Here is a 20306-nt window from a genome sequence, read left to right on the forward strand (position 1 = left end):
AGCAGATAAAGAGAGGATTATTTCGCCGCAATGAGCCGGGCGGGAATAATAAGATTGCGTGAATGCGTCTCTTCATGGGTGATTTTTTGCATCATGCGATCCGCAAGTGTGGTACCAAGTTCCCGCGCAGGCGTGCTGGCCCAGGTAACGGGTATATCATCAAGTGTGGTTGGTGTCGCATCGGTAAATGCCGCCAGCGAAACCTGTTGCTCAAAGTAACGATCGACTCCGCTTTCCCCGCTTTGCCGCCCTGCTTTCAGCAAACCAAACCATGCCCCCATCGCAATAGTTTCGTTATAGCAAACCACGGCACTGATGGTCGGGTTATGACGTAAAAGCGCCGTGATAGCTTCCGCGGCTTGCTTCTGGCTGGAAGTGCACTCCAACACCCAATCGCTGTGAAACGGCAGGCCAAATTTTAGTAGAGTTGCACAATAGCCCCCCACCCGTTCTGCACGGGTTAATGAGGAACTTTGCCCTCCCAGCCAGGCGATCCGCTGATGCCCATTGCGAATGAGATGCTCCGTCAACAACTGTGCAGCCTGCATGTTGTCCGGGCGAACCGTATCAACATCATCAAGATAACTGGCACGGGAAGCGAAAATCACCGGGATAGCTTTTTCTTCTGCCATCCGTCGCAGGTCATCGCTGCTTCCTGCAGCCCCGGCAATTACCACACCATCGACACCCTGATTCAGTAACAGTGAAAACCGCTGTGCCAGCTGCTCGCCGTCTTTACCGCCGTGAAGCAAAAAAACCATCCGTCCCTGCGCTTCCAGAGCTTCCGTCAATCCGGCCGTCAATTCGGCGTAAAACGGCGCAGATAAATCACGGACGATCAAACCAATGACGCCGCTTTGCCCGCCGCGCAGCGCCGACGCCTGGCGATTGCGCACAAATCCCAGCTCTTCAATGGCGGCGTTAACGCGTTCTCCTGTGGCGGTAGAGATTCGCCCTTTGCCACTAAGCACCAGCGAAACGGTACTTACCGACACGCCCGCAGCCAGCGCAACATCATGAATGGTTATTTTTTTGGCGGTAGCCATGCAGATGACCTACTCCCTGATTATGTGACAGATAAAACGTTTTACCTTTTATTTATCTTATACCCGCTATTATCGTTGCGTAATGTGATTTATGCCTCACTAAAATTTGATAAAACGTTTTATCTTCTCGCGCAATTTACTGAATCCAGATTGTTCTCTACGAGGAGTCGTTTTATGACGGCGAAAACAGCACCGAAAGTCACACTGTGGGAGTTCTTCCAGCAGTTAGGCAAAACCTTCATGTTACCCGTGGCATTATTGTCGTTCTGCGGCATTATGCTCGGCATTGGTAGTTCCCTTAGTAGCCACGATGTCATCACCCTGATCCCGGTCCTGGGCAATCCCGTGTTGCAGGCTATCTTTACCTGGATGAGTAAGATTGGCTCGTTTGCTTTTAGTTTCCTGCCAGTCATGTTCTGTATTGCCATCCCGCTGGGCCTGGCACGCGAAAACAAAGGCGTAGCGGCATTCGCTGGCTTCGTCGGTTATGCGGTAATGAACCTCGCGGTAAACTTCTGGTTGACCAATAAAGGCATTCTGCCAACCACGGATGCCGCGTTTCTGAAAGCCAATAACATCCAGAGCATTCTTGGGATCCAGTCGATCGACACCGGGATCCTCGGTGCGGTGATCGCCGGTATTATCGTCTGGATGCTGCATGAGCGATTCCATAATATCCGCCTGCCGGATGCGCTGGCATTCTTCGGCGGTACGCGCTTCGTACCAATTATCTCCTCGCTGGTGATGGGCCTTGTCGGCCTGGTGATTCCATTAGTCTGGCCGATTTTCGCCATGGGTATTAGCGGCTTAGGCCATATGATCAATAGCGCGGGTGATTTCGGACCGATGCTGTTTGGTACCGGTGAACGTCTGCTGTTGCCGTTTGGTCTGCATCACATTCTGGTGGCATTAATTCGCTTTACCGACGCAGGTGGCACGCAGGAAGTCTGCGGTCAAACCGTCAGCGGCGCATTGACCATCTTCCAGGCGCAATTGAGTTGCCCGACCACTCACGGTTTTTCTGAAAGCGCCACGCGTTTCCTTTCGCAAGGCAAAATGCCTGCGTTTCTCGGCGGTCTGCCAGGTGCAGCGTTAGCGATGTATCACTGCGCGCGCCCGGAAAATCGCCATAAAATTAAAGGGCTGCTGATTTCTGGCCTGATCGCCTGTGTCGTTGGCGGCACGACCGAACCGCTGGAATTCCTGTTCCTGTTCGTAGCGCCAGTTCTGTATGTTATCCACGCGCTGTTAACTGGCCTCGGCTTCACCGTCATGTCTGTGCTCGGCGTCACCATCGGTAATACCGACGGCAATATCATCGACTTTGTGGTGTTCGGTATTTTGCATGGTCTGTCAACCAAGTGGTACATGGTGCCAGTGGTGGCGGCAATCTGGTTTGTCGTTTACTACGTCATCTTCCGTTTCGCTATCACCCGCTTCAATCTGAAAACCCCGGGACGCGATAGCGAAGTTGCCAGTTCAATCGAAAAAGCCGTTGCCGGTGCGCCGGGTAAATCAGGTTACAACGTTCCTGCAATCCTCGAAGCATTAGGCGGTGCCGACAATATTGTCAGCCTCGATAACTGCATTACCCGTCTGCGTTTGTCTGTTAAAGATATGTCGCTTGTTAATGTGCAGGCACTGAAGGACAATCGGGCAATTGGCGTAGTACAACTTAATCAACATAACCTGCAGGTTGTTATCGGGCCACAAGTTCAGTCAGTAAAAGATGAAATGGCCGGTCTGATGCATACTGTCCAGGCATAAGGATAAGATATGTTCGATTTTTCAAAGGTCGTGGATCGTCATGGCACATGGTGTACGCAGTGGGATTATGTCGCTGACCGTTTCGGCACTGCTGACCTGTTACCGTTCACGATTTCAGACATGGATTTTGCCACTGCCCCCTGCATTATCGAGGCGCTGAATCAGCGCCTGATGCACGGCGTGTTTGGCTACAGCCGCTGGAAGAACGATGAGTTTCTCGCGGCTATTGCCCACTGGTTTTCCACCCAGCATTACACCGCCATCGATCCTCAGTCGGTGGTGTATGGCCCTTCTGTTATCTATATGGTCTCAGAACTGATTCGTCAGTGGTCTGAAACAGGTGAAGGCGTGGTGATCCACACACCCGCCTATGACGCATTTTACAAGGCCATTGAAGGTAATCAGCGCACAGTAATGCCCGTTGCTTTAGAGAAGCAGGCTGACGGCTGGTTTTGCGATATGGGCAAGCTGGAAGCCGTGTTGGCGAAACCAGAATGTAAAATTATGCTCCTGTGTAGCCCACAGAATCCTACCGGAAAAGTGTGGACGTGCGATGAGCTGGAGATCATGGCTGACCTGTGCGAGCGTCATGGTGTGCGGGTTATTTCCGATGAAATCCATATGGATATGGTCTGGGGCGAGCAGCCGCATATTCCCTGGAGTAATGTGGCGCGGGGAGACTGGGCGTTGCTGACGTCGGGCTCGAAAAGTTTCAATATTCCCGCGCTGACCGGTGCTTACGGGATTATAGAAAATAGCAGCAGCCGTGATGCCTATTTATCGGCACTGAAAGGACGTGATGGGCTTTCTTCCCCTTCGGTACTGGCGTTAACTGCCCATATCGCCGCCTATCAGCAAGGTGCACCGTGGCTGGATGCCTTACGCGTCTATCTGAAAGATAACCTGACGTATATCTCAGATAAAATGAACGCCGCGTTTCCTGAACTCAACTGGCAGATCCCGCAATCCACTTATCTGGCCTGGCTTGATCTACGTCCGTTGAATATTGACGACAACGCGTTGCAAAAAGCGCTTATCGAGCAAGAAAAAGTCGCGATCATGCCGGGGTATACCTATGGTGAAGAAGGTCGTGGTTTTGTCCGTCTCAATGCCGGCTGCCCACGTTCGAAACTGGAAAAAGGTGTGGCTGGATTAATAAACGCCATCCGCGCTGTTCGCTAACCCCAATTGCGCAACGTAAAAAATCGTTGCGCAATCGTGGATTTTTACCCTGCTTTGTTTTTATAATGGTGCGCACTTTTATATTCAGAAAAAGAGTGCGACCATGATTGATACCACCCTGCCATTAACTGATATCCATCGCCACCTTGATGGCAACATTCGTCCCCAGACCATTCTTGAACTTGGCCGCCAGTATAATATCTCGCTTCCTGCACAATCCCTGGAAACACTGATTCCCCACGTTCAGGTCATTGCCAACGAACCCGATCTGGTGAGCTTTCTGACCAAACTTGACTGGGGCGTTAAAGTTCTCGCCTCTCTTGATGCCTGTCGCCGCGTGGCATTTGAAAACATTGAAGATGCAGCCCGTCACGGCCTGCACTATGTCGAGCTGCGTTTTTCACCAGGCTACATGGCAATGGCACATCAGCTGCCTGTAGCGGGTGTTGTCGAAGCGGTGATCGATGGCGTACGTGAAGGTTGCCGCACCTTTGGTGTGCAGGCGAAGCTTATCGGCATTATGAGCCGGACCTTCGGCGAAGCCGCCTGTCAGCAAGAGCTGGAGGCCTTTTTAGCCCACCGTGACCAGATTACCGCACTTGATTTAGCCGGTGATGAACTTGGTTTCCCGGGAAGTCTGTTCCTTTCTCACTTCAACCGCGCGCGTGATGCGGGCTGGCATATTACCGTCCATGCAGGCGAAGCTGCCGGGCCGGAAAGCATCTGGCAGGCGATTCGTGAACTGGGTGCGGAGCGTATTGGACATGGCGTAAAAGCCATTGAAGATCGGGCGCTGATGGATTTTCTCGCCGAGCAACAAATTGGTATTGAATCCTGTCTGACCTCCAATATTCAGACCAGCACCGTAGCAGAGCTGGCTGCACATCCGCTGAAAACGTTCCTTGAGCATGGCATTCGTGCCAGCATTAACACTGACGATCCCGGCGTACAGGGAGTGGATATCATTCACGAATATACCGTTGCCGCGCCAGCTGCTGGGTTATCCCGCGAGCAAATCCGCCAGGCACAGATTAATGGTCTGGAAATGGCTTTCCTCAGCGCTGAGGAAAAACGCGCACTGCGAGAAAAAGTCGCCGCGAAGTAACAAAATGGATGGTGCAAATTGCACCATCCATTTTTCATGCAAGGCACAAAGTCGCGCGATGTTTGGCGGATTCGATGCCCAGCTCAATCAACTCCATTACCTGGATTGCCTGGCTTGCCGGAACCGGATTTTCACCATCGCCATTTAACGCATCACGAATAGCCGCATAGTAAGCCGGATAATTCCCAGGCACCGTCAACAGCGTTTCTTCGACACGTTCCTCACCTTCCACGCGGGTAAGTACGCCATCACGCATATCGTAGCCCCAGTCTTCCTGCGGTAGACGCTCGCCATTTTTCAGACGTTCTTCCTGTGGATCGAGGCCATATTTCACATAACTGCCTCGGGATCCATGCACGATATACCGTGCTGACTCAGCGGCTGCCAGCATGGTACCGTGTAAAATGACTCGCCGCTGTGGATAGGACAAGATGGCGTGGAAATAATCGGTCGACTGCGCTCCGGGCCGTAACTGTGCCAAATCTACCGTCATGCTGACCGGTAAACCAAAAAGCGTAATGGCCTGATCAAGAAGATGTGGTGCTAAATCGTACCAGATACCGCTGCCTGGGCCGCCCTGTTCACGCCAACGATCGCGCACCTGCGGACGGAAGCGGTCAAAATGAGACTCAAAGTAAGCAACTTCACCCAGCACGCCTTCCGCGAGTAAACCTTTTAGCGTCAAGAAATCGCTATCCCAGCGACGGTTATGGAATACAGACAGCACACGCCCCAGGCTTTTTGCCAGCGCATCCAGCTCTCGCGCTTGTGACAGTGTCACGGTAAAGGGTTTATCAACGACCACATGTTTACCCGCCTCAAGCGCCGCTTTGGCTAACGGGAAATGGGTATCGTTGGGTGTAGGAATGACAATCAGGTCTATGTTGGGATCGTTAAACAGATGCTTCGGCTCAGAGACAACCGTAACCGTTGGCCAGTCGGCTTTTACTTTTGTTTCATCACTGCTGGAGATTACCGCCAGTTCCAGCCCGGGCGTGCCCGCAATCAGGGGCGCATGGAAGGTTTTGCTCGCATAACCATACCCAATCAACCCAACACGGATGTTGTCGCTCATGTCATTGCCTCTCATTGAAGTATGATGGCTATTTGACACTATCCTTTACCCACGCTCAACAGTTTAATAACCTGCCAGCAATAAGGGATGTTGTTTAACTTAAGTCAAAAAAATAGCGAATTTTCCAACGACAAAAGCTAAATATCGCAAAAACCTCAGTAAAAATCTTGCTGGAGCTATTATTGCTAAGTAACATTTACCCCCTGAAGTTAATGGATCAATCAAGAGAGATGTGGGCTGTAATGAATCGTCTTATTGAATTAACAGGTTGGATCGTTCTTGTCGTTTCAGTCATTCTTCTTGGCGTGGCGAGTCACATTGACAACTATCAGCCACCTGAACAGAGTGCTTCGGTACAACACAAGTAAGCTCTGCACTTGTGGAGCGACATGCTGCCCGTCCGGGTGCATGTTTTCACTTGTCGGATATTAAACCAGGAATTTATTATCTTGTTCGATGTTGTTGGTGATTGTCAGGGATAGTAAAGCGCGTTACTCTTTTCAGAGCAGTTTTTCATCCCTGAATATTTGCCATCAGCGCATTCTTATTATTGTAATAACACAAGCGTTCACTTTTGGTGAAATTTTATCATCACTAATAATACCTACCCCTTTGGTATTAATTATTTTATGGACCTTTTATGACTGTTCAGGACTACTTATTAAAATTTCGCAAAATCAGTTCACTCGAAAGTCTGGAAAAACTCTACGACCATCTTAATTACACCCTGACGGACGATCAGGAACTGATCAATATGTATCGTGCTGCCGATCACCGTCGCGCAGAGCTGGTTTCTGGCGGGCGTTTGTTTGACCTCGGCCAGGTACCGAAGTCCGTCTGGCACTATGTCCAATAAAGAAAGTAGCGATCGGTTATAAAAGCCTTATAATAACGCCCCTAAAATTAGATTTGCCTGTTTGCGTCGCTATTCTGGAGAACCTATGACCACCACAACGCCACAACGTATTGGAGGCTGGTTGCTTGGCCCGTTGGCCTGGCTTTTAGTCGCTCTGTTGAGTACGACGCTGGCGTTGTTGCTGTATACCGCTGCGTTATCTTCTCCGCAAACATTTCAAACGCTCGGCGGACAAGCACTGACGACACAAATCTTATGGGGCGTTTCTTTTATTACCGCTATCGCCATGTGGTATTACACACTGTGGTTGACCATCGCTTTCTTTAAACGTCGGCGTTGTGTTCCTAAACACTATATTATCTGGCTGCTTATTTCCGTATTGCTGGCAGTAAAAGCATTCGCTTTTTCACCCGTGGAAGATGGCATAGCCGTTCGCCAGTTGCTGTTTACTTTGTTGGCAACCGCATTGATCGTCCCCTATTTCAAACGCTCGTCGCGGGTAAAAGCGACGTTTGTGAATCCGTAATAACCTTACAGTTAACCTGTTGTCGCCTGCTCTGGATTAACGGATAATAGGCGGCTTTTTTATTTCAGGCCGAAAAATGACTGACTACCTGTTACTGTTTGTCGGAACTGTACTGGTCAATAACTTTGTACTGGTCAAGTTTCTCGGTCTCTGTCCGTTTATGGGGGTTTCCAAAAAACTGGAAACCGCGATGGGCATGGGGCTGGCAACAACGTTTGTGATGACGCTGGCGTCTATTTGCGCCTGGCTTATCGATACGTGGATTTTGATCCCACTTAATCTGATTTACCTGCGCACCCTGGCATTTATTCTGGTGATTGCTGTGGTCGTGCAGTTCACCGAGATGGTGGTGCGCAAAACCAGCCCGGTGCTTTACCGTCTGCTGGGGATTTTTTTGCCGCTTATCACCACCAACTGTGCAGTGCTCGGCGTGGCGTTGCTGAATATCAATCTCGGGCACAATTTCTTGCAGTCGGCGCTGTACGGTTTTTCCGCCGCTGTCGGTTTCTCGCTGGTGATGGTGCTCTTCGCCGCCATCCGCGAACGCCTTGCTGTGGCTGATGTCCCGGCACCTTTTCGCGGTAATGCCATTGCGTTAATTACCGCAGGTCTTATGTCTCTGGCCTTTATGGGCTTTAGTGGTTTGGTGAAGTTGTAATGAATGCTATCTGGATTGCCGTTGCCGCCGTGAGCCTGCTGGGCCTGGCGTTTGGCGCCATTCTGGGTTATGCCTCCCGCCGTTTTGCGGTGGAAGACGATCCGGTCGTTGAGAAAATTGACGAAATCTTACCGCAGAGCCAGTGTGGTCAGTGCGGTTATCCCGGCTGTCGCCCCTACGCGGAAGCCATCAGCTGTAACGGTGAAAAAATCAACCGTTGCGCCCCAGGTGGCGAAGCTGTGATGCTAAAAATTGCCGAGTTGCTTAATGTCGAGCCGCAGCCGCTGGATGGCGAAGCGCAAGAGCTAACGCCTGCGCGGATGGTGGCGGTTATTGATGAAAATAACTGTATTGGCTGCACTAAATGTATTCAGGCTTGTCCGGTAGACGCCATCGTTGGCGCTACCCGTGCCATGCATACGGTAATGAGTAATCTCTGTACGGGCTGCAATTTATGTGTTGATCCGTGCCCGACGCACTGCATCTCGTTGCAACCGGTCGCAGAAACACCTGACTCCTGGAAATGGGATCTGAACACCATTCCCGTGCGTATCATTCCCGTGGAACACCATGCTTAAGTTATTCTCTGCATTCAGAAAAAATAAAATCTGGGATTTCAACGGCGGCATCCATCCACCGGAGATGAAAACCCAGTCCAACGGTACACCCCTGCGCCAGGTACCACTGGCGCAGCGTTTTGTTATTCCACTGAAACAGCATATTGGCGCTGAAGGTGAGTTGTGCGTTAGCGTCGGCGATAAAGTATTGCGCGGCCAGCCGCTTACCCGTGGTCGCGGCAAAATGCTGCCTGTTCACGCGCCCACCTCGGGTACCGTTACGGCTATTGCGCCCCACTCTACGGCTCATCCTTCAGCTTTAGCTGAATTAAGCGTGATTATTGATGCCGATGGTGAAGACTGCTGGATCCCGCGCGACGGCTGGGCCGATTATCGCACTCGCAGTCGCGAAGAGTTAATCGAGCGCATACATCAGTTTGGTGTAGCCGGGCTGGGCGGTGCAGGATTCCCGACAGGCGTTAAATTGCAGGGTGGCGGAGATAAGATTGAAACGTTGATTATCAACGCGGCTGAGTGCGAGCCGTACATTACCGCCGATGACCGTTTGATGCAGGATTGCGCGGCTCAGGTCGTAGAGGGTATTCGCATTCTTGCGCATATTCTGCAGCCACGCGAAATTCTTATCGGCATTGAAGATAACAAACCGCAGGCGATTTCCATGCTGCGCGCGGTGCTGGCGGACTCTAACGATATTTCTCTGCGGGTGATTCCAACCAAATATCCTTCTGGCGGTGCTAAACAATTAACCTACATTCTGACCGGGAAGCAGGTTCCACATGGCGGGCGTTCATCCGATATCGGCGTATTAATGCAAAACGTCGGCACTGCTTATGCAGTGAAACGTGCCGTTATTGATGGCGAGCCGATTACCGAGCGTGTTGTAACCCTGACTGGCGAAGCAATCGCTCGCCCGGGCAACGTCTGGGCACGGCTGGGGACGCCAGTGCGTCATTTATTGAATGATGCCGGATTCTGCCCCTCTGCCGATCAAATGGTGATTATGGGTGGCCCGCTAATGGGCTTTACCTTGCCATGGCTGGATGTCCCGGTCGTAAAGATTACCAACTGTCTGTTGGCTCCCTCTGCCAATGAACTTGGCGAACCACAGGAAGAACAAAGCTGCATCCGGTGTAGCGCCTGTGCTGACGCCTGCCCTGCGGATCTTTTGCCGCAACAGTTGTACTGGTTCAGCAAAGGTCAGCAACACGATAAAGCTACCACGCATAACATTGCTGATTGCATTGAATGTGGGGCTTGCGCGTGGGTTTGCCCGAGCAATATTCCCCTGGTGCAATATTTCCGTCAGGAAAAAGCTGAAATTGCGGCTATTCGTCAGGAAGAAAAGCGCGCCGCAGAAGCCAAAGCGCGTTTCGAAGCGCGCCAGGCTCGTCTGGAGCGCGAAAAAGCGGCTCGCCTTGAACGACATAAGAGCGCAGCCGTTCAACCTGCAGCCAAAGATAAAGATGCGATTGCTGCCGCTCTGGCGCGGGTGAAAGAGAAACAGGCCCAGGCTACACAGCCTATTGTGATTAAAGCGGGCGAACGCCCGGATAACAGTGCAATTATTGCAGCACGGGAAGCCCGTAAAGCGCAAGCCAGAGCGAAACAGGCAGAACTGCAGCAAACTAACGACGCAGCAACCGTTGCTGATCCACGTAAAACTGCCGTTGAAGCAGCTATCGCCCGCGCCAAAGCGCGCAAGCTGGAACAGCAACAGGCTAATGCGGAACCAGAAGAACAGGTCGATCCGCGCAAAGCCGCCGTCGAAGCCGCTATTGCCCGTGCCAAAGCGCGCAAGCTGGAACAGCAACAGGCTAATGCGGAACCAGAAGAACAGGTCGATCCGCGCAAAGCCGCCGTCGAAGCCGCTATTGCCCGTGCCAAAGCGCGCAAGCTGGAACAGCAACAGTCTAATGCGGAACCAGAAGAACAGGTTGATCCGCGCAAAGCCGCCGTCGAAGCCGCTATTGCCCGAGCCAAAGCGCGCAAACTGGAACAGCAACAGGCTAATGCGGAACCAGAAGAACAGGTTGATCCGCGCAAAGCCGCCGTCGAAGCCGCTATTGCCCGTGCCAAAGCGCGCAAGCTGGAACAGCAACAGACTAACGCAGAACCAGAAGAACAGGTTGATCCGCGCAAAGCGGCAGTTGCCGCGGCTATTGCCCGCGCTCAGGCCAAAAAAGCCGCCCAGCAGAAGGTTGTAAACGAGGACTAAATGGTATTCAGAATAGCTAGCTCCCCTTATACCCATAACCAGCGCCAGACATCGCGCATTATGCTGTTGGTGTTGCTCGCAGCCGTGCCAGGAATCGCAGCGCAACTGTGGTTTTTTGGTTGGGGTACTCTCGTTCAGATCCTGTTGGCATCGGTTAGTGCTCTGTTAGCCGAAGCTCTCGTACTCAAACTACGCAAGCAGTCGGTAGCCGCAACGTTGAAAGATAACTCAGCATTGCTGACAGGCTTATTGCTGGCGGTAAGTATTCCCCCCCTCGCGCCATGGTGGATGGTCGTGCTGGGTACGGTGTTTGCGGTGATCATCGCTAAACAGTTGTATGGCGGTCTGGGGCAAAACCCGTTTAATCCGGCAATGATTGGTTATGTGGTCTTACTGATCTCCTTCCCGGTGCAGATGACCAGCTGGTTACCGCCACATGAAATTGCGGTCAACATCCCTGGTTTTATCGACGCCATACAGGTTATTTTCAGCGGACATACCGCCAGTGGTGGTGATATGAACACACTACGCTTAGGTATTGATGGCATTAGTCAGGCGACACCGCTGGATACATTTAAAACCTCTGTCCGTGCCGGTCATTCGGTTGAACAGATTATGCAATATCCGATCTACAGCGGTATTCTGGCGGGCGCTGGTTGGCAATGGGTAAATCTCGCCTGGCTGGCTGGCGGCGTATGGTTGCTATGGCAGAAAGCGATTCGCTGGCATATTCCCCTCAGCTTCTTAGTAACGCTGGCGTTATGCGCAACGTTGGGCTGGTTGTTCTCACCAGAAACACTGGCAGCACCGCAAATTCATCTGCTGTCTGGAGCGACCATGCTCGGCGCATTCTTTATTTTGACTGACCCGGTTACCGCTTCTACGACCAATCGTGGTCGTCTTATTTTCGGCGCGCTTGCGGGCTTATTAGTCTGGTTGATCCGCAGTTACGGCGGCTATCCTGACGGCGTGGCTTTTGCCGTCCTGCTGGCGAACATCACGGTTCCTCTGATCGATTACTACACGCGTCCGCGCGTCTACGGCCATCGCAAAGGGTAAACCATGCTGAAAACTATCCGAAAACACGGCATTACGTTGGCGCTATTTGCAGCGGGTTCAACAGGGTTAACTGCGGCCATCAACCAGATGACCAAAACGACGATTGCAGAACAGGCCAGTCTGCAACAAAAGACGTTATTTGATCAGGTGCTGCCAGCCGAACGCTATAACAATGCGCTGGCACAGAGTTGCTATCTGGTAACTGCGCCAGAGTTAGGTAAAGGTGAGCATCGGGTTTACATCGCCAAACAGGATGACAAACCGGTAGCCGCCGTTCTGGAAGCAACCGCGCCAGATGGCTATTCCGGTGCGATTCAGCTGCTGGTGGGAGCCGATTTTAACGGCACGGTACTTGGCACGCGCGTGACAGAGCACCACGAAACGCCAGGGCTTGGCGATAAAATCGAACTGCGCCTTTCTGACTGGATCACCCATTTTGCGGGTAAAAAAATCAGTGGTGCGGATGATGCGCACTGGGCGGTGAAGAAAGATGGTGGTGATTTCGACCAGTTCACCGGCGCGACGATTACTCCCCGCGCGGTGGTTAATGCGGTAAAACGCGCCGGATTGTACGCTCAGACGTTACCGGCACAACTTTCTCAACTTCCTGCCTGTGGAGAATAAAGCGTGAGCGAAATTAAAGACGTTATTGTTCAGGGGTTGTGGAAAAACAACTCTGCGCTGGTCCAGTTGCTCGGCCTTTGTCCTCTGTTGGCGGTCACGTCCACTGCCACTAACGCTCTGGGTTTAGGACTTGCGACTACGCTGGTACTGACGCTGACCAACCTGACCATTTCGACGCTGCGTCACTGGACGCCAGCCGAGATCCGCATTCCCATTTACGTGATGATCATCGCCTCGGTGGTCAGCGCTGTACAGATGCTGATCAACGCCTACGCCTTTGGCCTGTATCAATCATTAGGGATTTTTATTCCGCTGATTGTCACTAACTGTATCGTTGTGGGCCGCGCTGAAGCCTTCGCCGCCAAAAAAGGTCCGGCGCTTTCGGCACTGGACGGCTTTTCAATTGGTATGGGCGCAACCTGCGCCATGTTCGTGCTGGGTTCACTACGCGAAATTATCGGCAATGGCACATTGTTTGACGGTGCAGATGCGCTGTTAGGTAGCTGGGCAAAAGTATTACGCGTGGAGATTTTCCACACCGACTCCCCTTTCCTGCTGGCGATGCTGCCACCAGGTGCATTTATTGGCCTGGGACTGATGCTGGCAGGAAAATACCTGATTGATGAAAGAATGAAAAAGCGCCGTACTGAAGCAGCTGCCGAACGTGCATTGCCAAACGGTGAAACAGGGAATGTCTGATGAACAAAGCAAAACGCCTGGAGATCCTCACTCGCCTGCGTGAGAACAATCCTCATCCCACCACCGAGCTTAATTTCAGTTCGCCTTTTGAATTGCTGATTGCCGTACTGCTTTCCGCTCAGGCGACCGATGTCAGTGTTAATAAGGCGACGGCGAAACTCTACCCGGTGGCGAATACGCCTGCAGCGATGCTTGAACTGGGCGTTGAAGGGGTGAAAACCTATATCAAAACGATTGGGCTTTATAACAGCAAAGCAGAAAATATCATCAAAACCTGCCGTATCTTACTGGAGCAGCATAATGGCGAGGTTCCGGAAGATCGTGCTGCGCTTGAAGCCCTGCCCGGCGTAGGTCGTAAAACAGCCAACGTCGTATTAAACACTGCATTCGGCTGGCCGACTATTGCTGTCGACACGCACATTTTCCGCGTTTGTAATCGTACTCAATTTGCGCCGGGGAAAAACGTCGAACAGGTAGAAGAAAAGCTACTGAAAGTGGTTCCGGCAGAGTTTAAAGTCGACTGCCACCATTGGTTGATCCTGCACGGGCGTTATACCTGCATTGCCCGCAAGCCCCGCTGTGGCTCTTGTATTATTGAAGATCTTTGTGAATACAAAGAGAAAGTTGACATCTGAAGAAAAGGGGTAACACCGATTACCCCATTGATAACCTTTCTTTATCCTCTTTTAAAACATCTTTTTAACGTCAATGATGCCATTGCTTAGCGTTATCATCAGGTAATCCGTTTGCGGATAACCAAAAATGCAGGTTAATTGTTTTTTTAATAGCGAAATTTTCTATTCATTCGTGATCAAGATCACGATGCTGTGGCAATGTAAAAACATTGCAAGAATCAGGTTAAAATCATTTAAATTTACACACGCAACAAATATTGACCTACAAAACATTACACTGGCTATTTTTCAGAAACTGGACTATCTCACTAGGAAAAACGCTAAATAGCAGAACATATCGCCGTCAAGCCATCATCCCCCTCTCAATGCAGTGAAAAAATCTGCCGTTACGTTTTTTGAAAAATTTAACGCTGGATAACATTTCCCGGAATGGTTGAATTCCCCGCCTCAGTTATATGTAACAGATTATTACAAAGGACTTGTCTGAAAGTGCAAGATAGTGAACATTACCTGCCGTTTCCCCTCCCACTATAACAATTGCGCGTATGTTTTTTAGACATAACGCGAGAAAGCACCCCCGTTAATATGGGATGTAAAAAAAGAGGTAAAAGTGTCCACTGCAAACCAAAAACCAACTGAAAGCGTCAGTTTGAACGCTTTCAAACAACCGAAGGCGTTCTATCTCATTTTCTCGATTGAGTTATGGGAACGTTTTGGTTATTACGGCCTACAAGGAATTATGGCTGTTTACCTGGTTAAACAACTGGGTATGTCTGAAGCGGATTCAATCACCCTTTTCTCTTCCTTTAGTGCCCTGGTTTATGGTCTGGTCGCTATCGGCGGCTGGTTAGGTGACAAGGTACTGGGTACTAAACGCGTAATTATGCTTGGCGCTATTGTGCTGGCGATTGGTTATGCTCTGGTTGCCTGGTCTGGTCACGACGCCGGTATCGTTTATATGGGTATGGCGGCTATTGCGGTCGGTAACGGCCTGTTTAAGGCTAACCCGTCTTCTCTGCTTTCTACATGCTATGAGAAAAACGACCCGCGTCTGGACGGTGCATTCACCATGTACTACATGTCCGTCAACATCGGCTCTTTCTTCTCTATGATTGCTACGCCGTGGCTGGCCGCGAAATACGGCTGGAGCGTTGCGTTTGCATTGAGCGTTGTAGGCCTGCTGATCACTATCGTTAACTTCGCCTTCTGCCAACGCTGGGTTAAACAGTACGGTTCAAAACCAGACTTCGAGCCTATCAACTACCGTAACCTGCTGCTGACCATTATTGGTGTTGTGGCACTGATCGCTATCGCCACCTGGCTGCTGCACAATCAGGAAGTTGCGCGTATGGCGCTGGGCGTTGTTGCCTTTGGTATCGTGGTTATCTTCGGTAAAGAAGCCTTCGCGATGAAAGGTGCTGCGCGTCGTAAAATGATCGTTGCCTTCATCCTGATGCTCGAAGCCATTATCTTCTTCGTGCTGTACAGCCAGATGCCAACGTCACTGAACTTCTTTGCGATTCGTAACGTTGAACACACCATTCTGGGCCTGGCCGTAGAACCTGAGCAGTATCAGGCACTGAACCCGTTCTGGATCATCATTGGTAGCCCGATTCTGGCCGCTATCTATAACAAGATGGGCGATACTCTGCCGATGCCAACTAAGTTTGCAATCGGTATGGTGATGTGTTCTGGTGCGTTCCTGATTCTGCCGCTGGGTGCAAAATTCGCGTCTGACGCAGGTATCGTGTCTGTAAGCTGGCTGGTCGCAAGCTATGGCCTGCAGAGTATCGGGGAACTGATGATCTCTGGTCTGGGTCTGGCAATGGTTGCACAACTCGTTCCGCAGCGTCTGATGGGCTTCATTATGGGTAGCTGGTTCCTGACCACTGCCGGTGCAAACCTGATTGGTGGTTATGTTGCGGGTATGATGGCTGTGCCGGATAACGTTACCGATCCGCTGATGTCACTGGAAGTCTATGGTCGCGTATTCTTGCAGATTGGTGTCGCTACTGCCGTTATTGCAGTACTGATGCTGTTTACCGCGCCGAAACTGCACCGCATGACGCAGGATGACGCTGCTGACAAAGCGGCGAAAGCTGCTGTAGCGTAAAATTCAGGGAAACTCTTTTACAAGCCGCTAACTTTTCGTTAGCGGCTTTTTTTTTGTTCAGCAACGCACTACCATACTTTAAACCACAGACAAAAGGAGTTACCGATGAAATTGTTCTACAAACCGGGCGCCTGCTCTCTCGCTTCCCATATCACCCTGCGTGAGAGCGGAAAGGATTTTACGCTCGTCAGTGTGGATTTAATGAAAAAACGTCTCGAAAACGGTGACGATTACTTTGCCGTTAACCCTAAGGGACAGGTACCTGCATTGCTGCTGGATGACGGTACTTTGCTGACGGAAGGTGTAGCGATTATGCAGTATCTTGCCGACAGCGTCCCCGACCGCCAGTTGCTGGCACCGGTAAACAGTATTTCCCGCTATAAAACCATCGAATGGCTGAATTACATCGCCACCGAGCTGCATAAAGGTTTCACACCTCTGTTTCGCCCTGATACACCGGAAGAGTACAAACCGACAGTTCGCGCGCAGCTGGAGAAGAAGCTGCAATATGTGAACGAGGCACTGAAGGATGAGCACTGGATCTGCGGGCAAAGATTTACAATTGCTGATGCCTATCTGTTTACGGTTCTGCGCTGGGCATACGCGGTGAAACTGAATCTGGAAGGGTTAGAGCACATTGCGGCATTTATGCAACGTATGGCTGAACGTCCGGAAGTACAAGACGCGCTGTCAGCGGAAGGCTTAAAGTAATAGCCGTCGGCCCACAGTTCGTTGTGGGCCGAAATGAGATATTTCAGAGCTTTGTTGCGCTGAAGTAATGTTCTGGTTTGGCAATACGATCCTGAGCAGCAACCACTTGCAACTCATATTCCTGCATTGCTTTGGTGGTCACCATGATTTCGTATACTGCAGCGGTCACATGTTCCAGGGCCTCCTGCAGCGTTGCCCCCTGAAGCAGTTTCACCAGCAGTAAACCGCTCGTCACATCACCAACACCTACCGGCTGGCGCATACCAAAATCCACCAGTGGACGGCTGATATGCCAGGCTTCATCGGCGGTGACCAGCAACATTTCAAAACGGTCACGGCTGTAGCCAGCTCGCGCCAGGTGTTTAACCAATACAATTTGTGGCCCTTGCGCAATGAGTTCGCGCGCTGCCAGAACCGCTTCTTCGACGTTATTTACCGGATGCTCACAGAGTATTTCCAGCTCAACAAGATTCGGCGCAATGATATCGCTGGCAGGCAAACCGTGCCGCACATGAAACTCTGCGACACCCGGTGCAACGATACAGCCTTTTTCCGGATGACCCATTACCGGATCGCAAAAATATTTCGCCTGCGGATTCGCTGCTTTCACCTGACGGACGATACCGAGGATATGTTCACCCTGCTCCGCCGATCCCAGATAGCCACTTAATACGGCATCACAGGTGTGTAATTTATCAATGGCGGCAATGCCTTGCACAATTTCGGTTAAATGGCTGGGCGGCATCACGCAGCCAGTCCATTTGCCGTATTGGGTGTGATTAGAAAATTGAACGGTGTTCAGCGGCCAGACGTTCGCGCCCAGGCGGCGCATAGGAAACTCTGCCGCACTGTTACCCGCATGACCATAAACAACGTGAGACTGGATAGCGAGAATATTTTTCATCATGTTCCCTGTATAAAAACCAGGGGGAGTGATTTCTCACTCCCCCTTTCCACTTAATGCATTATTTCCAGCAAATCAGACAGTAATTCTTTTTGCCGCGACGCAGTAAGGTAAAACGACCAAACAGACGATCTTCTTCTTTAAAGAAGTATTCAGGATCGGACTGTTTTTCACCGTTAATGGTGATGGCATTGGAGGCGATAGTTTTACGCGCCTGACCACGGGAAGGTTGCAGTTCAGAATCGACCAGCGCCTGCATCAGGTCTGCGCCCTTTTCCATCTCAACCATCGGTACGCCGTCCTGCGCCAGCTGTTCGAAGTCCGCTTCACTCAGCGCACTCAAAGAACCGCTGAACAGGCATTCGGTAATACGTTTTGCCGCCTGTAAACCTTCTTCACCGTGAACCAGACGAGTCACCTGCTCCGCCAGTACATACTGGGCGCGCGGTGCTTTACCGCTGTTTTTATCTTCTTCTTCCAGGGCGTTGATCTCTTCAATGCTCATAAAGGTGAAGAACTTCAGGAAGCGGTAAACGTCGGCATCCGCAGTGTTGATCCAGAACTGGTAGAATTTGTACGGGCTGGTTTTCTTCGGATCCAACCAGACTGCGCCGCCTTCAGTTTTACCAAATTTGGTGCCATCTGCTTTAGTGATCAGCGGAACGGTCAGGCCAAACACCTGATTCTGATGCAGACGACGGGTCAGGTCGATACCAGAAGTGATGTTACCCCACTGATCAGAACCACCAATTTGCAGCACCACACCGTACTGTTTGTTCAGACAGGCGAAGTCATAACCCTGCAACAGGTTGTAGGAAAACTCAGTGAACGAAATCCCCTGATCTTCACGGTTGAGACGCTGCTTAACCGCTTCTTTGTTGATCATCTGGTTAACGGAGAAGTGTTTGCCAATATCGCGCAGGAAGGTCAGCACATTCATATTGCCGAACCAGTCATAGTTGTTCGCCGCGATAGCAGAGTTTTCTCCACAGTCGAAATCGAGGAACGGGGCAACCTGCTTACGGATTTTGTCCACCCACTCCTGAACAGTTTCTTCAGTGTTCAGCTTACGCTCGGCAGCTTTGAAGCTCGGGTCGCCAATCAGACCCGTCGCGCCGCCTACCAGCGCAACCGGCTTATGGCCCGCCTGCTGGAAGCGTTTCAGGCATAACAATGGAACAAGATGCCCCAAATGCAAGCTGTCAGCGGTAGGATCGAAGCCGCAATAGAGCGCGATCGGGCCTTGCGCCAGTCGCTCTGCTAACGCTTCCTCGTCCGTCACCTGGGCTACCAGCCCCCGCTCTTGCAATTGTTTAATCAAGTTACTGCTTGCCATCAAAATCTCCATGTATATAACGACTGCACCTTTGCCGGTACACGACTTTTCGCCAGATGCGAAAGAGACATAGAATAAAGTGCCAGAATCAGGAGTACCAGCGATTAAAGCAAGATTTTTGCATCTTTTCAGGGTGCAAGACGATCAATCTTCCACGCATCATTTTCACGCTGGTACAAAAAGCGGTCATGCAGGCGATGCTCACCGCCCTGCCAGAACTCAATCTGTTCAAGGCTGACGCGAAAACCGCCCCAAAAGCTCGGCAATGGCACTTCGCCCTGTTGAAACTTCTGCTTCAGCTCCAGGAATTTACTTTCAAGGATACCGCGGGCAGAAATGCGACTGGACTGCTTCGAAACCCATGCACCAATCTGGCTATCACGCGGGCGGCTATGAAAATATTTCATCACTTCGAGAGTCGAAAGTCGTTCTGCTTTACCGATCACCATCACCTGGCGTTCAAGGGTATGCCACGGGAACAGCAGGCTAACGCGCGGATTATTTTCAATTTGATGTGCTTTACGGCTACCGAGGTTGGTGTAAAACACCATGCCTTTTTCGTCGTAATGTTTGAGTAAAACGATGCGCTGATAAGGCTGACCATGTTCATCCACGGTAGCGACCACCATCGCGGTAGGGTCCGCCAGTTTGGCTTCACAAGCCTGAGAGAGCCAACGTTCAAAAAGGGTTAATGGATCGGCGGGAAGATCGCGGCGGCGTAACCCGCCTTTGGTGTATTCACGGCGCAGATGCGCGATTTGCTGCAATTCGTCGTTATCAGACATGGTTTTCTTTACGGATTGTCAGTGGGTGACGCTATTGTGCGCCGCCCCTGGAAAAATCTCAACGCTGTGGATTTTGTAACTGACAGTTATTCAAGACGATGCGGTCGCGTTTATAGACAGTCGCTTCCTCGCCTTTCGACCAGAAAACATAGATTCCGTCAGTGTAACGTGCACCAGAGGCTGAAATGCCCTGTTTGAGATGCAGTAGTTGATTATCGTAAACAAAACTGACTTCCTGGCGCGGATTATTCAGTTTGACCGTCAACGGTTTTTCATCACACTGGTATTCCAGCGTGTCGGTTTGCATGCGCTCAACCAGTTGATTAAAGGCGCTACAGCCGGTGAGAAGCACCGGCAAACAGATCAGTAACAGTTTTTTCATAGACATTTCCCGAAGACTTTCCTGGTCTGGAGGGCAATACGCCCTCCCTA

At 51.1% G+C, this 20306-nt stretch carries 21 protein-coding genes; 15 read left to right on the top strand and 6 right to left on the bottom strand.

Annotated elements, in window-relative coordinates; all coding sequences use genetic code 11:
- Positions 1–17 precede the first annotated feature (17 nt).
- On the bottom strand, positions 18–1046 hold the full coding sequence (malI, locus tag HUZ68_RS11800) for a mal regulon transcriptional regulator MalI (protein WP_000179513.1): 1029 nt from the start codon (positions 1044–1046) through the stop codon (positions 18–20).
- 174 nt (positions 1047–1220) lie between these two features.
- Here malI and malX point away from each other — a divergent pair, with 174 nt between their 5' ends.
- The 3 genes from malX to add all read left to right on the top strand — a co-directional run bounded on the left by malX (position 1221) and on the right by add (position 5100).
- A complete protein-coding gene (gene malX, locus HUZ68_RS11805) occupies positions 1221–2813 on the top strand; it encodes a PTS maltose transporter subunit IICB (protein WP_097490075.1) in 1593 nt (530 codons plus the stop codon).
- 9 nt (positions 2814–2822) lie between these two features.
- Positions 2823–3995 carry a bifunctional maltose regulon transcriptional repressor/cystathionine beta-lyase MalY gene (gene malY / locus HUZ68_RS11810; RefSeq protein ID WP_097490076.1) on the top strand — a complete coding sequence of 391 codons (1173 nt, stop codon included), beginning with the start codon at positions 2823–2825 and terminating at the stop codon, positions 3993–3995.
- A 103-nt stretch (positions 3996–4098) separates the two neighbouring features.
- Positions 4099–5100, top strand: a complete 1002-nt coding sequence (gene add, locus HUZ68_RS11815; protein WP_000567490.1) for an adenosine deaminase — start codon at positions 4099–4101, stop codon at positions 5098–5100.
- A gap of 34 nt (positions 5101–5134) precedes the next feature.
- On the opposite strand, the gene HUZ68_RS11820 is transcribed toward add, so the two are convergent.
- Positions 5135–6175 carry an oxidoreductase gene (locus HUZ68_RS11820; protein ID WP_001282516.1) on the bottom strand — a complete coding sequence of 347 codons (1041 nt, stop codon included), beginning with the start codon at positions 6173–6175 and terminating at the stop codon, positions 5135–5137.
- A gap of 242 nt (positions 6176–6417) precedes the next feature.
- Here HUZ68_RS11820 and blr point away from each other — a divergent pair, with 242 nt between their 5' ends.
- The 12 genes from blr (at position 6418) to gstA (ending at position 16849) form a co-directional block, all read left to right on the top strand.
- On the top strand, positions 6418–6543 hold the full coding sequence (gene blr / locus HUZ68_RS11825; RefSeq protein ID WP_001300888.1) for a division septum protein Blr: 126 nt from the start codon (positions 6418–6420) through the stop codon (positions 6541–6543).
- A gap of 272 nt (positions 6544–6815) precedes the next feature.
- Positions 6816–7031 (top strand): transcription modulator YdgT, encoded by a 216-nt coding sequence (gene ydgT / locus HUZ68_RS11830; RefSeq protein WP_000217950.1) that lies wholly within the window; start codon positions 6816–6818, stop codon positions 7029–7031.
- 85 nt (positions 7032–7116) lie between these two features.
- Positions 7117–7557 (top strand): DUF2569 domain-containing protein, encoded by a 441-nt coding sequence (locus HUZ68_RS11835; protein ID WP_000214176.1) that lies wholly within the window; start codon positions 7117–7119, stop codon positions 7555–7557.
- Positions 7558–7633: 76 nt separating this feature from the next.
- Positions 7634–8215 carry an electron transport complex subunit RsxA gene (gene rsxA, locus HUZ68_RS11840; protein WP_000133193.1) on the top strand — a complete coding sequence of 194 codons (582 nt, stop codon included), beginning with the start codon at positions 7634–7636 and terminating at the stop codon, positions 8213–8215.
- The gene (gene rsxB / locus HUZ68_RS11845; RefSeq protein ID WP_239594222.1) at positions 8215–8793 is read left to right on the top strand and encodes an electron transport complex subunit RsxB; all 579 of its coding nucleotides are present in this window, start codon (positions 8215–8217) and stop codon (positions 8791–8793) included. Before rsxA ends, rsxB begins: the two co-directional genes overlap by 1 nt.
- Entirely contained in the window at positions 8786–11008 is a 2223-nt protein-coding gene (rsxC, locus tag HUZ68_RS11850; RefSeq protein ID WP_000915761.1) for an electron transport complex subunit RsxC, read from the top strand. Before rsxB ends, rsxC begins: the two co-directional genes overlap by 8 nt.
- Positions 11009–12067, top strand: a complete 1059-nt coding sequence (rsxD, locus tag HUZ68_RS11855; protein ID WP_115740028.1) for an electron transport complex subunit RsxD — start codon at positions 11009–11011, stop codon at positions 12065–12067. It begins immediately after the preceding gene.
- Between the two features lie 3 nt (positions 12068–12070).
- Positions 12071–12691, top strand: a complete 621-nt coding sequence (gene rsxG, locus HUZ68_RS11860) for an electron transport complex subunit RsxG (RefSeq protein ID WP_097489822.1) — start codon at positions 12071–12073, stop codon at positions 12689–12691.
- Between the two features lie 3 nt (positions 12692–12694).
- The gene (rsxE, locus tag HUZ68_RS11865; RefSeq protein WP_001289657.1) at positions 12695–13390 is read left to right on the top strand and encodes an electron transport complex subunit RsxE; all 696 of its coding nucleotides are present in this window, start codon (positions 12695–12697) and stop codon (positions 13388–13390) included.
- Complete coding sequence (gene nth, locus HUZ68_RS11870) at positions 13390–14025, top strand: endonuclease III (protein ID WP_001030339.1); 636 nt, start codon at positions 13390–13392, stop codon at positions 14023–14025. The genes rsxE and nth overlap by 1 nt, the downstream gene beginning before the upstream one ends.
- Before the next feature lie 610 nt (positions 14026–14635).
- A complete protein-coding gene (gene dtpA / locus HUZ68_RS11875; protein WP_000100937.1) occupies positions 14636–16138 on the top strand; it encodes a dipeptide/tripeptide permease DtpA in 1503 nt (500 codons plus the stop codon).
- A 105-nt stretch (positions 16139–16243) separates the two neighbouring features.
- The gene (gene gstA / locus HUZ68_RS11880; protein ID WP_000765749.1) at positions 16244–16849 is read left to right on the top strand and encodes a glutathione transferase GstA; all 606 of its coding nucleotides are present in this window, start codon (positions 16244–16246) and stop codon (positions 16847–16849) included.
- A gap of 43 nt (positions 16850–16892) precedes the next feature.
- Here gstA and pdxY read toward each other — a convergent pair whose 3' ends face one another.
- From pdxY to mliC, 4 genes are all read right to left on the bottom strand, one after another.
- The gene (gene pdxY, locus HUZ68_RS11885; RefSeq protein ID WP_001302086.1) at positions 16893–17753 is read right to left on the bottom strand and encodes a pyridoxal kinase PdxY; all 861 of its coding nucleotides are present in this window, start codon (positions 17751–17753) and stop codon (positions 16893–16895) included.
- Between the two features lie 61 nt (positions 17754–17814).
- Positions 17815–19089: a tyrosine--tRNA ligase gene (gene tyrS / locus HUZ68_RS11890; RefSeq protein ID WP_001295400.1), complete on the bottom strand. Its 1275-nt coding sequence runs from the start codon at positions 19087–19089 to the stop codon at positions 17815–17817.
- Positions 19090–19217: 128 nt separating this feature from the next.
- The gene (gene pdxH, locus HUZ68_RS11895; protein ID WP_001282319.1) at positions 19218–19874 is read right to left on the bottom strand and encodes a pyridoxamine 5'-phosphate oxidase; all 657 of its coding nucleotides are present in this window, start codon (positions 19872–19874) and stop codon (positions 19218–19220) included.
- 58 nt (positions 19875–19932) lie between these two features.
- Positions 19933–20262, bottom strand: a complete 330-nt coding sequence (gene mliC, locus HUZ68_RS11900) for a C-type lysozyme inhibitor (protein WP_000061974.1) — start codon at positions 20260–20262, stop codon at positions 19933–19935.
- Positions 20263–20306 lie beyond the last annotated feature (44 nt).

The sequence above is a fragment of the Shigella dysenteriae genome, from assembly GCF_022354085.1.
In the GTDB taxonomy this organism is placed as follows: domain Bacteria; phylum Pseudomonadota; class Gammaproteobacteria; order Enterobacterales; family Enterobacteriaceae; genus Escherichia; species Escherichia coli.